Origin of the sequence: Vibrio kasasachensis, assembly GCF_050337565.1 — a bacterium.
GTDB lineage: Bacteria > Pseudomonadota > Gammaproteobacteria > Enterobacterales > Vibrionaceae > Vibrio > Vibrio kasasachensis.
Map to the genome: position 1 here is coordinate 364,429 of NZ_JAKJTB010000011.1, position 14,423 is coordinate 378,851.

At 44.9% G+C, this 14,423-nt stretch carries 12 protein-coding genes; 7 read left to right on the top strand and 5 right to left on the bottom strand.

Annotated features, from left to right (window positions below; all coding sequences use genetic code 11):
- The first annotated feature begins 5 nt into the window (after positions 1–5).
- The 4 genes from prpF (at position 6) to L4C38_RS08585 (ending at position 8,309) form a co-directional block, all read left to right on the top strand.
- Complete coding sequence (prpF, locus tag L4C38_RS08570) at positions 6–1,205, top strand: 2-methylaconitate cis-trans isomerase PrpF (protein ID WP_428797119.1); 1,200 nt, start codon at positions 6–8, stop codon at positions 1,203–1,205.
- 121 nt (positions 1,206–1,326) lie between these two features.
- The gene (locus L4C38_RS08575) at positions 1,327–3,204 is read left to right on the top strand and encodes a propionyl-CoA synthetase (protein WP_428797120.1); all 1,878 of its coding nucleotides are present in this window, start codon (positions 1,327–1,329) and stop codon (positions 3,202–3,204) included.
- Positions 3,205–4,004: 800 nt separating this feature from the next.
- Positions 4,005–5,150 (top strand): efflux RND transporter periplasmic adaptor subunit, encoded by a 1,146-nt coding sequence (locus tag L4C38_RS08580; RefSeq protein WP_428797121.1) that lies wholly within the window; start codon positions 4,005–4,007, stop codon positions 5,148–5,150.
- A gap of 12 nt (positions 5,151–5,162) precedes the next feature.
- A complete protein-coding gene (locus tag L4C38_RS08585) occupies positions 5,163–8,309 on the top strand; it encodes an efflux RND transporter permease subunit (protein ID WP_428797122.1) in 3,147 nt (1,048 codons plus the stop codon).
- A gap of 86 nt (positions 8,310–8,395) precedes the next feature.
- On the opposite strand, the gene L4C38_RS08590 is transcribed toward L4C38_RS08585, so the two are convergent.
- The 3 genes from L4C38_RS08590 to L4C38_RS08600 form a co-directional block, all read right to left on the bottom strand.
- The gene (locus L4C38_RS08590; RefSeq protein WP_428797123.1) at positions 8,396–9,016 is read right to left on the bottom strand and encodes a glutathione S-transferase family protein; all 621 of its coding nucleotides are present in this window, start codon (positions 9,014–9,016) and stop codon (positions 8,396–8,398) included.
- Positions 9,017–9,025: 9 nt separating this feature from the next.
- The gene (locus tag L4C38_RS08595) at positions 9,026–10,057 is read right to left on the bottom strand and encodes an NADP-dependent oxidoreductase (RefSeq protein ID WP_428797124.1); all 1,032 of its coding nucleotides are present in this window, start codon (positions 10,055–10,057) and stop codon (positions 9,026–9,028) included.
- Positions 10,058–10,156: 99 nt separating this feature from the next.
- Complete coding sequence (locus L4C38_RS08600; RefSeq protein WP_428797125.1) at positions 10,157–10,741, bottom strand: TetR/AcrR family transcriptional regulator; 585 nt, start codon at positions 10,739–10,741, stop codon at positions 10,157–10,159.
- Positions 10,742–10,873: 132 nt separating this feature from the next.
- Here L4C38_RS08600 and L4C38_RS08605 point away from each other — a divergent pair, with 132 nt between their 5' ends.
- On the top strand, positions 10,874–11,380 hold the full coding sequence (locus tag L4C38_RS08605; protein ID WP_428797126.1) for a GNAT family N-acetyltransferase: 507 nt from the start codon (positions 10,874–10,876) through the stop codon (positions 11,378–11,380).
- Positions 11,381–11,420: 40 nt separating this feature from the next.
- On the opposite strand, the gene L4C38_RS08610 is transcribed toward L4C38_RS08605, so the two are convergent.
- Together L4C38_RS08610 and L4C38_RS08615 are read right to left on the bottom strand one after the other, a co-directional pair.
- Positions 11,421–12,077, bottom strand: coding sequence for a CatA-like O-acetyltransferase (locus L4C38_RS08610; RefSeq protein WP_428797127.1), 657 nt, complete (start codon positions 12,075–12,077; stop codon positions 11,421–11,423).
- 141 nt (positions 12,078–12,218) lie between these two features.
- Positions 12,219–13,109 (bottom strand): LysR family transcriptional regulator, encoded by an 891-nt coding sequence (locus L4C38_RS08615; RefSeq protein ID WP_428797128.1) that lies wholly within the window; start codon positions 13,107–13,109, stop codon positions 12,219–12,221.
- A gap of 174 nt (positions 13,110–13,283) precedes the next feature.
- Here L4C38_RS08615 and L4C38_RS08620 point away from each other — a divergent pair, with 174 nt between their 5' ends.
- Positions 13,284–13,499, top strand: a complete 216-nt coding sequence (locus L4C38_RS08620) for a DUF1656 domain-containing protein (RefSeq protein ID WP_428797129.1) — start codon at positions 13,284–13,286, stop codon at positions 13,497–13,499.
- Between the two features lie 17 nt (positions 13,500–13,516).
- Positions 13,517–14,422, top strand: a complete 906-nt coding sequence (locus L4C38_RS08625; protein ID WP_428797130.1) for an HlyD family secretion protein — start codon at positions 13,517–13,519, stop codon at positions 14,420–14,422.
- The last annotated feature ends 1 nt before the right edge of the window (position 14,423 follow it).

The following is a 14,423-nucleotide window of genomic DNA, read 5'->3' on the forward strand; positions in this document are numbered from 1 at the left end:
TAAGTATGACAAATGCTTCTTTGAACCAGTTAAAACCGCAGCTAAGAGTACCAGCTACTTACATACGTGGCGGTACCAGCAAAGGCGTATTCTTTAGCCTCAACGATCTTCCGCCAGAGGCGCAAGCTGCTGGTAAAGCGCGTGACAATTTGCTAATGCGGGTGATTGGTAGCCCCGATCCCTACGGCAAGCAAATCGATGGTATGGGGGGGGCGACATCCAGTACCAGTAAAACGGTGATTGTGGCGCAAAGCCGTCGGGATGGTCACGATGTTGATTATCTATTTGGACAGGTGTCAATCGATCAACCATTTGTTGATTGGAGTGGTAACTGCGGCAATCTTTCTGCTGCGGTAGGGCCATTTGCTATTCAAGCTGGTTTGGTTGACTCAGAGCGCGTCCCACGTGATGGCATTGCTGAAGTGCGAGTGTGGCAAGCCAACATCAAGAAAACCATTATTGTGCATGTACCAATGGTTGGTGGGCGCGTGCAAGAAACCGGAGATTTTGAGCTAGATGGTGTCACATTCCCTGCTGCCGAGATCTTAGTGGATTTTGTTGACCCAGCCGCTAGCAATAGCAGCTTGTTCCCAACAGGTAACCTGATTGACGATTTAGAAGTGCCCGGTGTGGGTAGGTTTAACGCCACCTTAATTACCGCCGGTATTCCTACCATCTTTATTGATGCTGAGTCACTAGGTTATCAAGGCACTGAGTTACAAGAAGCGATTAATAGCGATGAGAAAGCCCTTGCAATGTTTGAAACCATTCGAGCATATGGTGCATTGAAAATGGGCTTAATTGATGATCTTGAGCAAGCTAAAAATCGCCAGCATACACCCAAAGTGGCATTTGTCTCACCACCGAAAGAGTGTGTCTCTTCTAGTGGGAAAACCATCAAAGAGGAAGAGATTGATCTGTTGGTTCGAGCGTTGTCGATGGGGAAATTACACCACGCGATGATGGGGACAGCGGCTGTCGCGATTGCTTCAGCGGCAAGTGTCCCGGGGACTTTGGTCAACCTTGCTGCAGGAGGCGGTGAGAAAAGCTGCGTCACCTTTGGTCACCCGTCCGGTACGTTGACAGTGGGGGCTCAAGCCAGCTTAATGAGTGGTGATTGGGTGATAAAGAAAGTCTCGATGAGTCGTAGTGCAAGGGTTCTGATGGAGGGCTTTGTTCGAGTCCCCTCCGGTGTCTTCGCCTAAATAACGGAATGAATGAGTTTGCTTATTCCATTCGGTTAAGTAAGCGCAAGATCTAAATCGATGGCATTGCCTTTAGTTAACGCTGAACGGTGCAATGTCAGGACATACTGGAGGAAGCAATATGTCTGCATATCAAAAAGAATATCAATGGGCGCAGACCCAACCGGAACTGTTTTGGCAAGAGCAAGCCAAGCATATTGATTGGTTTGAAGCACCGAAAACCATCATCGCCAATGATGAAAATGGCATTGAACGTTGGTTTCCTGATGGGATCCTTAACACCTGTTGGTTGGCTTTGGATTACCATTGTGAGCAAGGTCGCGGTGACAAAACGGCGTTGATTTATGACTCACCAGTAACTGGGGTTAAGCAGAGTTACAGCTATCAGGAGATGCTTGAAAAGGTGGCGACCATTGCGGGTATGCTAGCGGGGCAAGGCGTTTCCAAAGGTGATCGCGTGGTTATCTATATGCCGATGATCCCTGAAGCGGCAATGGCGATGCTGGCTTGCGCACGCTTGGGTGCCATTCACTCGGTGGTATTTGGTGGTTTTGCACCTAACGAACTAGCGGTGAGAATTGAAGATGCGGAGCCAAAAGTTGTCATGACGGCGTCTTGCGGTATTGAAGTGAACAAGGTCATCCCCTATAAGCCACTGGTTGATAAAGCGATTATGGACAGTCGCTGGAAACCAGAAAAAGTGTTTGTTTGGCAAAGACCTCAGTGTGAAGCGGATCTAAATCAAGAGCGAGATATAGATTGGCGGGAAGCGTATCAATATGCACAGCCGCATGCTTGCGTACCTGTGTTAGCAACCGATCCACTCTATATCCTCTATACGTCGGGCACGACAGGTAAACCTAAAGGAGTAGTGCGCGATAATGGCGGGCATGCTGTTGCGATGAAGTACTCGATGGAAGCCATCTATAACGTTGCACAAGATGGTGTCTTTTGGGCGGCTTCCGATGTGGGTTGGGTTGTGGGGCATGCATACATTGTCTATGGTCCGCTTATTCATGGCTGTACCTCGCTATTTTATGAGGGTAAGCCGGTACGCACTCCAGATCCCGGTGCCTTTTGGCGTGTGTGTGAAGAATATAAAGTCGACGCACTATTCTCCGCACCTACTGCTTTTCGCGCGATAAAAAAAGAAGATCCTCAAGGCGAATGTTTGAAGTCATACGACCTTTCTAACTTGAAAACTATTTTTATGGCGGGTGAAAGGTTGGACCCACCAACATTAGAGTGGGTAGAAGAACATACTGGCAAGCCAGTTATTGATCATTGGTGGCAAACCGAGACGGGCTGGGCCATTGCAGGGAATCCAATGGGTATTGAAATGATGCCAGTAAAAGCGGGCTCCTCAACCAAGCCTATCCCGGGCTATCAAGTAGAAATTCTCAATGAGTTAGGTGAACCAGTAGCTGCCAACCAGCAAGGATTTATTGCTCTTAAGCGTCCACTACCACCCAGCTGTTTACCCACTGTGTGGCGTAATCATGATCGATTTGAAACTGGCTATTTGAGCCAATTTCCGGGCTATTATATTTCAGGTGATGGTGGTTACTTCGATGACGATGGATACCTATTCATCATGGGGCGTATCGACGATGTGATTAACGTTGCTGGTCACAGGCTTTCCACCGGTGAAATGGAAGAAATAGTAGGTGCACATCCAGCGATTGCCGAATGTGCGGTTGTCGGTATTCATGATGATCTCAAAGGTCAGTTGCCACTTGGCTTTGTGGTTCTAAAAGACGGTGTCAGCATTGATGATTTGACTCTAGAAGGTGAACTAGTCAGTAAAGTGCGAGATTCAATAGGTGCCGTTGCCTGCTTTAAACATGCGCTGGTAGTAGAACGTTTACCAAAAACACGTTCGGGTAAGATTTTACGTCGAACAATTCGCCAAATAGCGGATGGCGAGTCTTACACAGTACCTTCTACTATTGATGACCCTACGAGCATTAATGAGATAGAACGAGTGCTGCGTAGTTAGTGTTTTGTGGTTAACAGCAGTTGATTAAAATTGAAATGATAGAGCAGCGAAAGCTGCTCTTTTTTTGCCCGTTAATTGATGGGTATTTGTCCGATTGATCATCTTCCTAGCCGATCTATATAGAAATTTTGCAGCCAAGTTTTTGCTTTCAACTAGTAAAAGTCGTGCGACACAAAGGAAGGAATTTAATTACTAAACGGACCATTATCAATATTGGGAATTGCACTAGTAGTATGATTGAGTGTTCATGTTTTCATCTAAATTGCAAACTTTTAATTTTGCGGGTAATAACATTTATTTTACGTTTATTATTCCAGTATTATCTAAAAACCTCATTTGTTATTAGCTAATTGCAAATATAAATCAATATGCTTAAGTTGGGGTATTGGTCGTAAGGCTTTGTTTTAAATTGGCAATTATGTCCGGCTTTAAATGGGTTCGCGTACCCAGTGATTGATATGCTGAAGGTGTAGTTTGTATCTATATGTTAAATTTATTGGTTTTAATTGGCGAATTGTATAAGTAGATTATTTTAATCGATATCAAAGAATATTGTAATGAATAGGCTTAGTTACTTATTGAATCGATTTTTATTTATTAATTCAGTATTTTTATCTACATTGCTGCCACTATTTGTGGCATATTGCATATCTTATTTACCATCTGGATAGTAAAAGTGTTTTTTTACTCGAAGATGGAAGCATATATCTAATAAAAAGCACGCTACTTTGGTGATTTTTATTAACCAAGTAAGCGGCAAGATTCCGCGTTTAAGTTGAAAATTTTTCAATGGAGATTAAATGAACAATAAACTTAGGATTGCTTCTGCAATTTCACTCGCATTGTGGTTGTCTGGCTGTGATATGTCGTCACACGCAGCATCTGAAAACCAAACACCACCGGCTGTTCCTGTCAGCATTATTGAACTTAAGAGCCAACCACAAGCAATTACAATGGAATTGCCTGGTCGCAGCCGAGCGTACGTGGAAGCTGAAGTTCGCCCACAGGTAAATGGTATCGTGCTTGCGCGTAGCTTTACCGAAGGCGGTTATGTTGAGCAAGGTCAATCTCTGTACCAAATTGATGATGCAACTTATACAGCGGCACTGATCAGCACTAAAGCGGAACTACAACGTGCGCAAGCGGCATTGGCATCAACAGGCGCTACAGCGAAACGTTTCCAAGAACTTTTAAAAACTAAGGCGATCAGCCAACAAGATTTTGATCAAGCGCAAGCGGCATACTTAGAAGCAAAAGCTAGTGTTGCGGTTGCGAAAGCAGCAATCAACAATGCTGAGATTAACTTAGCGTACACTAAAGTGGCTGCGCCGATTTCTGGCCAAATCAGCAAATCTAGCGTTACGCCGGGTGCTCTTGTTACAGCGAACCAGGCTCAAGCACTTGCTAAGATTTCTCAGCTTGACCCTATCAATGTTGATATCGCGCAATCAAGCACACAGATGCTACGTCTTAAACAGCGCATCGCTAGTGGTCAACTTCACCAACCAGAATCAGCGGAAGTTCTATTGGTTCTAGAAGATGGCAATGTATACAACCACAAAGGCTCAATGAAATTTGCGGAAGTAACCGTTAACGAGACGACTGGTGCAGTAACACTGCGTGCTGAATTCCCGAATCCACACGGCATTTTGCTACCAGGTATGTTCGTACGCACTATTGTGACCGTGGGTACATCACCTTCGGCAATTCTGGTTCCACAAAAAGCCATCAGCCGTAACCCTCGTGGTGAAGCGATCGCGATGGTTGTCGATGTAGAGAACAAAGTAGAAGCGCGTATTGTTACTACAGCTGAAGCAATCGATCACCAATGGTTGGTTACTTCGGGTCTGAAAGAGGGTGACAAAATCGTTGTCGAAGGGCTACAGAAAATTCGTCCGGGTGCAGTCGTTGCTCCTTCAGTGTTGACTGATGCTCAAGCAAGTTAATAGGAAATAAACATGGCTCGTTATTTTATTGATCGCCCTATCTTTGCTTGGGTAATTGCGATCATCATCATGCTTGCGGGTGTATTTGCGATTACCAGTCTACCGGTATCACAATACCCGAGCATCGCACCACCTACGGTGGTTATCAATGCAAACTATCCAGGCGCCTCTGCAAAAACGGTAGAGGACTCGGTTACTCAGGTCATTGAACAACGTATGACTGGTCTTGACCACTTACGTTACATTTCAGCGCAGAGTGACAGTTTTGGTAATGCAACAATTACACTGACTTTCAATTCCGAAGCGGATATTGATATTGCGCAAGTACAAGTACAGAACAAGCTACAGTTGGCGATGCCAATGCTGCCTCAAGTTGTACAGGCACAGGGTGTAAGTGTCAGTAAAGCCGGTAGTGGTTTCTTGATGGTACTTGGCTTTGTATCTGAAGATGGTTCGATGGATGAAGCGGATATAGGTGACTATGTTGCAGCTAATATTCAAGAACCATTGAGCCGGGTTGCTGGTGTAGGTGATATCCAGTTGTTTGGTTCTCAATACGCGATGCGTATTTGGTTAGATCCGTTAAAACTCAACCAGTACAACCTAACCACCAATGACGTCATGGGTGCGATTCGTGAGCAAAATGCTCAGGTTTCTGCTGGTCAACTTGGTGGTACACCATCGGTGCAAGGGCAGCAGCTCAATGCAACGATTTCGTCTCAATCCTTACTTCAAACACCTCAAGAGTTTGGTGGCATTGTACTAAAATCGGATTCAACCGGTGCAAAAGTATTACTGAGCGATGTGGCGAAAGTAGAGATTGGTGCTGAAAGCTACATGACCCGTGGTTTCTATAACGGTAAAGCGGCGTCAGGTATTGCTATTCAATTAACAGCAGGTGGTAATGCGCTGGCAACTAAGGAAGGGGTACTAGCCAGAATTGCTGAACTTGAACCATTTTTCCCTGCCGGTCTTCAAATGGTTATACCATTCGATACCACCCCATTTGTCAGCAATTCGATTGAAGGCGTAGTAAAAACACTGTTAGAAGCGATTGTACTGGTATTTGTTATCATGTACCTATTCCTACAGAATTTCCGCGCAACCTTGATTCCAATGATTGCTGTGCCTGTCGTACTTTTAGGTACCTTCGGCATTTTGGCGGTAGCGGGCTTCTCGGTAAACATGCTAACGATGTTTGCAATGGTACTCGCCATCGGTTTGCTGGTGGATGATGCTATCGTTGTGGTAGAAAACGTTGAACGTATTATGTCGGAAGAAGGCTGTACGCCTTTAGAAGCGACGCGTAAATCGATGGGGCAAATTACTGGCGCATTGATTGGTATTGGTTTAACGCTTTCAGCGGTATTCGTACCGATGGCATTTATGTCAGGTTCTACAGGGGTTATTTACCGCCAGTTCTCGATCACCATCGTATCTGCGATGGCTCTGTCTGTATTGGTAGCGATGGTTCTAACACCAGCACTTTGTGCCACTATGCTTAAGCAAGTAGAGAAAGGTCACGCCTATACAGACAAAGGCTTCTTTGGCGCATTTAACCGTTGGTTCGATAGCTGTACTAACCGTTATGAGTCAGGTGTAGCAAGTATCATTAAACGTACAGGTCGTATGTTTATGATTTTCCTTGCCATCACTGCAGGTACGGCTTTCTTGTTCTTGCGTATGCCAACGGCATTCCTACCAGAAGAAGACCAAGGTATTATGTTTGCTCAAGCAATTTTGCCAGCAAACTCTTCGCAAGAAAGTACGGTTAAAGTATTAGAGAAATTAGAGAAATACTTGATCGAAGAAGAATCTGAATCAATACAATCAGTCTTCTCCGTAGCAGGCTTTAGTTTCGCTGGTATGGGCCAGAACATGGGTATGGCGTTTATCAACCTAAAACCATGGGATGAGCGCACAGAACCGGGTACCGACGTTCACTCTGTTGCGGGTCGCGCAATGGGTGCGTTTATGCAGTTCAAAGAAGCGATGGTGTTTGCATTCGTGCCACCAGCGGTAATTGAATTGGGTACAGCGGGTGGTTTTGACTTTTACCTACAAGATCGTAGTGGTCAAGGGCACGATGCACTAATCGCAGCGCGTAACCAACTACTTGGTATGGCTGGGCAAAATCCAAACCTAGTGGGTGTGCGTCCAAATGGACAAGAAGATGCGCCTATCTATCAAGTGCATATTGATCACTCTAAACTGCGTGCACTTAACCTTAACATTGCAGAAGTTAACTCAGTGTTGTCTTCTGCTTGGGGCGGTTCGTACGTCAATGACTTTATCGACCGTGGCCGTATTAAAAAGGTAATGCTACAAGGTGAAAGCCAATACCGTATGCAGCCAGAAGATCTTGATAAATGGTTCGTACGTAACAATAAAGGCGAAATGGTACCATTCTCAGCATTCGCAACAGGTAGTTGGGTGTACGGTCCACCTCGTCTAGAGCGTTTCAACGGCTTGCCAGCAGTGAACATTCAAGGTGCAGCGGTACAAGGTTACAGTACAGGTGCAGCGATGGATATCGTTGAAGACTTGGCGGCAAAATTGCCACCTGGCTTTGGTATCGAGTGGAATGGTCTTTCTTATGAAGAGCGTTTGTCAGGCAACCAGGCTCCGGCACTTTACGCACTGTCTATCCTAGTCGTATTCCTAGTATTGGCAGCGCTGTATGAAAGTTGGTCTGTACCAATTGCGGTTGTATTAGTCGTGCCTTTGGGTGTGGTTGGTGCGATTGTCGCAATGAACCTACGCGGCTTACCTAACGATGTATTCTTCCAAGTTGGTCTTCTGACTACCGTTGGTCTAGCAACTAAGAACGCGATTCTGATCGTTGAGTTTGCTAAAGAGTACTATGAAAAAGGCGCAAGTCTGAAGGAAGCGACATTGCACGCGGTACGTGTTCGTCTGCGTCCTATCCTAATGACATCACTAGCATTTGGTCTGGGTGTTGTGCCACTAGCTATCAGCTCTGGTGTTGGTTCTGGTGCGCAAAACGCAATCGGTACTGGCGTACTAGGTGGCATGGTGGGTTCTACCTTCCTAGGCATCTTCTTTGTTCCACTATTCTTCGTAGTAGTAGAGCGGTTCTTCAGTAAGCGTGAGCGTGACGAACATCGCCAACGCAAATTATCACTAGAAACGAAATAATCTGATTTAGTGATGAGAAATTGAAAAGGGTCGACTTAGTCGACCCTTTTTTAATGCCTGTAGAACAGGCTAAAAGCCATAGATAGTTAAGTGTTAAATTGTACTTCTAACTGTTCTGATTTTTGAAATGCAGGGTGGCTTGCGAGTTGATCAGCATAGCGGGCAATATTTGGATATTTCGCTAACAAAGCAAACTTCGCCAAGATATCGACAATGAATGACATCATAATGTCGGCGCCGGTTAGTTTGTCTGCTACCAAGTATTGCTTACCTTGTAAACGCGCATCAACATAACTCATTACCTTGTCTAATTCTGCCTCGGCATAGTCAGCAAGAAAGTTAGTTTTGGCGCCATCTTTCGCCACAAAAACTTTCAATAGCACTGGTAGTGCAGCTGAGCTTTCAGCAAAGTGCAGCCATTGTAAGTAATCCGTGTAATCATCACTGCCGCATTCGGGAGCGAGCTTTCCGGCTGCGTATTTGTCAATCAGGTATTCGGTAATCGCGCCAGACTCCGCAATCACTTTACCATCTTCTTCTATCAGCGGAGATTTACCCAGTGGATGTACGCTCTTTAGCTCTGGTGGGGCTAAAAAGGTTAGGCTATCTCTTTGATAAGGCACTATCTCATAAGCAAGCTCTAGCTCTTCTAGTAGCCAAATAATACGTTTTGAACGGGATTGGTTTAAGTGATGTAGTTTGATCATTAACGCATCCTATATTGGTTGGTTAGTTTGGATGATAAGTTTGCCAAAGTTCTTACCTTCAAGCAGACCAATAAAAGCTTCAGGGGCGTTCTCCAGCCCTTCAATTAGGTGTTCACGGTAGTGGATTTTGCCTTCAGTCAGCCATTTCGACATCTCAGCGGCAAACTCACCATAGCGGTGTGCATAGTCATCAAAAATGATGAAGCCTTGCATCTTGATACGTTTAATCAAAAGCTGAGCCATCAGCATTGACATGCGGTCAGGACCTTCAGGCAGCGCGGTCGCGTTGTATTGTGAAATCAAGCCACATAGAGGAATACGAGCACCCGTGTTGAGCAGTGGCATAACGGCATCAAACACTTTACCGCCCACGTTCTCGTAGTAAATATCAATGCCGTTGTCACAAGCTGCGGCAAGTTGCTCAGCAAAGTCTTCTGCTTTGTGATCAATACAGGCGTCAAAACCGAGTTGTTCTATAGCGTAGCGGCATTTTTCTTCGCCACCCGCAATACCAATCACGTGGCAACCTTTTAGTTTACCAATTTGACCTACCATCGAACCGACAGCGCCAGTTGCAGCAGCGACGACCAGAATATCGCCTTGTTTTGGCTGCCCGATATCAAGTAGTCCCATATAAGCGGTAAAGCCCGGCATGCCCATTACACCCAATGCGTAGGAAGGGTGAACGGGATTGGTGCCCATTTTAATTAAGCCTTCGCCATCCGAAATACCGTAATCTTGCCAACCTGTGAATGCGAGCACCCATTCTCCAGCGTCGAAGTTAGGATTTTTTGATTCGATAACCTGACAAACTGTGCCACCTACCATGGATTCATCAATCGCGACTGGATCGGCATACGATTTAGCATCACTCATTCTGCCGCGCATGTATGGGTCAAGAGATAAATAGACGCTTCTCAGTAGTATTTCACCATCATTAGGTGTTGGCATTGCGCTGTTTTCTAGGCGAAAATTTTCGCCTGTTGGTGCACCTACTGGGCGTGAAGCCAATACGATACGGCGGTTAACTGAATCAGTCATTTAGTGTACTCCTTGTCATAAACTGTAAAATAGACCAGTCGTCTAGTTTTGGTTTCAAAAAAATCCCGCCACATAATTTAAGCATATGGCGGGAGACTTTTAAGCTGTTAAAAGCTGCTTGGTAACAATCAAACTTTGCTCAAGGGGCGTTTGATCTTGCAACAGTTTGTTAAGCAGGCTAGCACCTAACCACTGCTGATACAGCTGGGAAGCAATGCGATTACTATCTTGTACGTGAATAGTTCCGTCTTGGATCCCTTGCTCGAGACATTTTTCTATTGCAGTGATGATCTGTTGTGCGCCTTTCGCCAATGACAGGCGCATAGAGTCAGAGAGATCAGAAACTTCGGCACTTAGTTTTACTACTAAGCATTTATTGGCATTGCATACGCCATTGCTTTGCTCTAGCCACAGCGAGAAATATTTTATTAAGCGTTCATAACCAGACAAATCGGGCTGAGAAAATAGGCTATCAATGCGTTGTAAATAGCCGTGGAAATAGTCTTCTATCAAAGCTTCACCAAATTGTTCTTTGGATTTGAAGTAGTGATAGAACGATCCTTTAGGCACGTCAGCTACTTTTAGCAGTTCAGACAACCCAACTGCCGTGAAGCCTTTGTTGACGATAAGCTGGTAGCCAACATCCAAAATGTGCTGGCGAGTGTCATTGGTTTTTGTATTCATAGAATGCACTATAAATTAAATTAGACCAGTCGTCTAGTTGCTTTGTAGCAAACGCATACGGGTTGCTATCTACTGTGAAAGAAGGCACCTTATATTTAGCAACAGACCGTATTTGTACAGGTAAGGAATACAATGCAATTAAGGAAATGGGACAGTGAACACTGGAAGTTGAAGGCATTTGAACCACAGGATTATGAGCAGCTTATTGAGTGGGTTGATTCAGAAATGCTTAACTATTTGTGGGGTGGTCCCAAGTTTAATTTCCCACTCGATCAGGCGCAAATTCAAGCGCACTGCATACAACCAGAAGTTTTTGCTTATCTGTTTACTGTTGATGAGTGTAATGCAGGGTATGTGGAATTGTATCGGCAATCCGCTTCTTGTTTTCGTATCTGTCGAGTGTTTATCTCTGATGATTATCGCGGGCAAAAACTGTCGATGCCTATGCTTGAATTATTGATTGAAAAAGCTCAAAAAGAATTTAATGCCCAGCTCATTACCTTAGCAGTGTTTGCTCATAATCATGCCGCAAAGCGCTGTTACCAAGCATTAGGCTTCCAGCTCATATCGGTAGAAAAGGGGACTCGAATTTTTAAAGGGGAATCATGGGATCTGGAATTGATGGAGAAAGCACTGTAAGACTCCCACCAAATTATCTTGTGTGGCGGGAGTATCGATTCTAACTATCAAGCAACTCTGGATGATTGAATAGGGTTTGTAGTGTTTGAATAAACTGTCCCACATGCAAGCCATCCACTAAACCGTGATGTACTTCAATTGATAATGGCATGCGCCAGCTTTCACCTTGTTGGGTTAGTTTTCCATACGCCATTTTTGGCACGCTATCGGGGAAGTTGGTATCGCGGGCATGGCTCATACTGGTGAAATCAACCCAAGGTAGAACGGTTAGATGAATCGTGTCTTGGCGCATCTCTTGACCGATAAACTGCTCCAAAATAAATGGCGTATTTTTAATTCGCTCTTCCGTCTCTGTGGCACTATGACAAAAGGCGGAAAAGCTCCCTGCGTAGGGCAAATCGCAAAAACGTACTGTTTCATCCTCTGCCAATAGCGCCACGCTGACACATATCGGTGAATAGATTCGGACTTCTTCTTCTACTAGACGAATCGCCATAGGCTGACATTGATTTAGCGCTTGCTGGGTAAGGTAGAGGTAAGCATGGAAAAAGCGATGATTATATTGCTTACAGTATTGATATACCGCCGTGATATCAATATGAGAGCAGATGTTGTACCAAGGATGGCTAAATCCCTGATAGAACTTAAAGTGTTCTGCTCGTGACCATTGGTCTACATTTAGCACTGTATATGCCATTCTTTGTTCCTTTTCTATCCCCACACCACTTGAACTTGCAGGGAAACGATTTCTGGCAAATTTCATTGCATAGAACATCTAAGCGGTGAGGCTTTGCCGTTTGTCGTCAAGCTGCAACTTCAACTCATTTGGGTATCAGTGTTATGTACTTGGGTTTAATTGTTGTTGTAGATACTCTTTGAGCAATGTCAGTCGCGCAGTATTACGTAATGTCGGAAGGTAGAGCATGTATAGGTCTACCTCTGGTAAGCTGTAATTCGAGAGCAGCGGTACAAGGCGACCTTCTTTTAGTGCCTCTCGCACCTGAAATATTGGTTGCATTGTGATCCCCACACCTTCCATAGCCGCAGCCATCATCGCTTGACCACTATTGATTGTGAGCCTTGATGAGACCTCCGGTTTGACCTGCTGTTTGCCATCAAAAAAGCTCCAATTGTGGTTTAAATAATGCGTGCCAGATTGTAAGCATTGATGATGGCAAAGCTCACTCGGGTGAGAAGGTGTGCCGTGTAAAGCAAGGTATTCTGGAGAAGCGCAGACCACCATTTTGTAGCTTTGTAGCCGGTGTGCAATGAGGTTTTCATAGCCATCGATTTTATCGCGAAAAATGATCTCAAAGCCTTCTTTTTTGATATCAGGCAACTTGTTGTCGACCACAAGATCAATCTCAAGTTTTGGGTATAACTGCATGAATCGAGCGAGGTTAGGCGCGAGGACTTTGATACCAAAATTCACTCCTGTCGAGATTTTTAGTGTTCCTCTCGGCTCATTGATGTGGCGGTAAATATCTTCTTCTGCCGCCTTAATTTCTGCAAGGATCGTAAGGCAGCGTTGGTGATATTGCTCACCTGCCGCCGTTAAGCTTTGGAAACGGGTCGATTTATCTAACAATTTCGTACCAAGACTATTCTCTAATCCCCGCACATGCTTGCCAACCATCTGTGCACTGATGCCACGCTCATCGGCGACAGCCGCATATGAACCCAGCTCTACCGCCCTGATAAAAATCTCCATGCTAGTAATTCGATCCATTTCATCCTCATTAAAAACTAATCAGATTTAAATTTTTCATTTATTCGAAACTTTCAGTTTTGAGTGTATTCCCTTTAGGTGCATTTATCCCACAAAAAAATGCGATTAACATCACGCTGCATTCATTGTTAGGCGCGTAGAGCCTGTTCTATCTAGCCAAAGAGAGCCATCACTTTGTTCAGTGTTATCCCTAAAGAAATAGCGATAGGAGATATCTATTTGCCACCGCTATTGGTAGCAGGTTTCCTAGGCGTCATTTGCACTTCGCTTACTGCTAGGCTGCTAAATACGTTGCGCTGGCATCGATATGTTGTAAGCCCGCCGTTGGTTGAGTTGTCAATGGTCGTTATTTATACCGTCCTGATTGGTACTTTTGTTTTACCGAGTTAAACGTTGAGAGTTTTGAAGTGATTAAGCGAGTTTATGTTACCAGTATTATTGTGATCTTGGCGTTAGGGTCCGTAGGTTGGAAGTACCAGCAATACATCACAAACCCTTGGACACGAGACGGTCAAATCCGCGCTCAAGTTTTGCAGGTTACCCCACGAGTAACAGGACCAATAGTTGCTATTCATGTGGTAGACAATATTGAAGTTAAGGCGGGTCAGGCATTGTTTGAAGTGGATCCCCGAACTTATCAAGCTGCGCTTGAAAAGGCGGCGGCAAGTTTGGCACAAGCAGAAACCGTATTGCAGCGTGCTCGTGATGAAGCCCATCGCGGTCAAAGATTAGCTCGTCGTCAGCCAGGGGCTATTTCACAATTGATTTTAACTCAACAGACTAATGCGGTGGAATCGGCTAAAGCAGGCGTCATGGTGGCAAAAGCAGCGGTGGAAGAGGCAACACTTAATTTGAGCTTCACCAAAATCAGCGCCCCTGTGGATGGTTATATTACCAACCTGAATTTGCGTATTGGTAGCCAAGTGGTGGCTAATCAGCCAATGGTTGCCTTGATTGATAAAAGTAGTTTTTGGATAGAAGGATTCTTCAAAGAAACTGACATCAGTGATGTGACATCAGGCACACCAGCTGCTGTTACACTGATGGCGTATGGTAGCCAACCATTGTCTGGTCATGTTGAAAGCATTGGCTATGGTATTGCACACAAAGATGGCAGCACGGGAGTTTCGTTGCTACCAAATGTTAGCCCGACGTTTCAGTGGATCCGTTTAGCGCAGCGTATACCAGTACGCATCAAATTGGACTCCTTGCCAAAAAATATCCAATTACGTGTCGGCTCAACGGCTTCAATCATTATTCACAAGAAAAGCGACATCAATATTGATGCACTGTTGACCAGCCACTTGGAGTGAG

Excerpts from the sequence above, each read along its gene's own strand:
- L4C38_RS08605 (WP_428797126.1), top strand. The coding sequence starts at position 10,874 with ATGCAATTAAGGAAATGGGACAGTGAACACTGGAAGTTGAAGGCATTT.
- L4C38_RS08580 (WP_428797121.1), top strand. The coding sequence starts at position 4,005 with ATGAACAATAAACTTAGGATTGCTTCTGCAATTTCACTCGCATTGTGG.
- L4C38_RS08600 (WP_428797125.1), bottom strand. The coding sequence starts at position 10,741 with ATGAATACAAAAACCAATGACACTCGCCAGCACATTTTGGATGTTGGC.
- prpF (WP_428797119.1), top strand. The coding sequence starts at position 6 with ATGACAAATGCTTCTTTGAACCAGTTAAAACCGCAGCTAAGAGTACCA.
- L4C38_RS08590 (WP_428797123.1), bottom strand. The coding sequence starts at position 9,016 with ATGATCAAACTACATCACTTAAACCAATCCCGTTCAAAACGTATTATT.
- L4C38_RS08615 (WP_428797128.1), bottom strand. The coding sequence starts at position 13,109 with ATGGATCGAATTACTAGCATGGAGATTTTTATCAGGGCGGTAGAGCTG.
- L4C38_RS08585 (WP_428797122.1), top strand. The coding sequence starts at position 5,163 with ATGGCTCGTTATTTTATTGATCGCCCTATCTTTGCTTGGGTAATTGCG.
- L4C38_RS08610 (WP_428797127.1), bottom strand. The coding sequence starts at position 12,077 with ATGGCATATACAGTGCTAAATGTAGACCAATGGTCACGAGCAGAACAC.
- L4C38_RS08595 (WP_428797124.1), bottom strand. The coding sequence starts at position 10,057 with ATGACTGATTCAGTTAACCGCCGTATCGTATTGGCTTCACGCCCAGTA.
- L4C38_RS08575 (WP_428797120.1), top strand. The coding sequence starts at position 1,327 with ATGTCTGCATATCAAAAAGAATATCAATGGGCGCAGACCCAACCGGAA.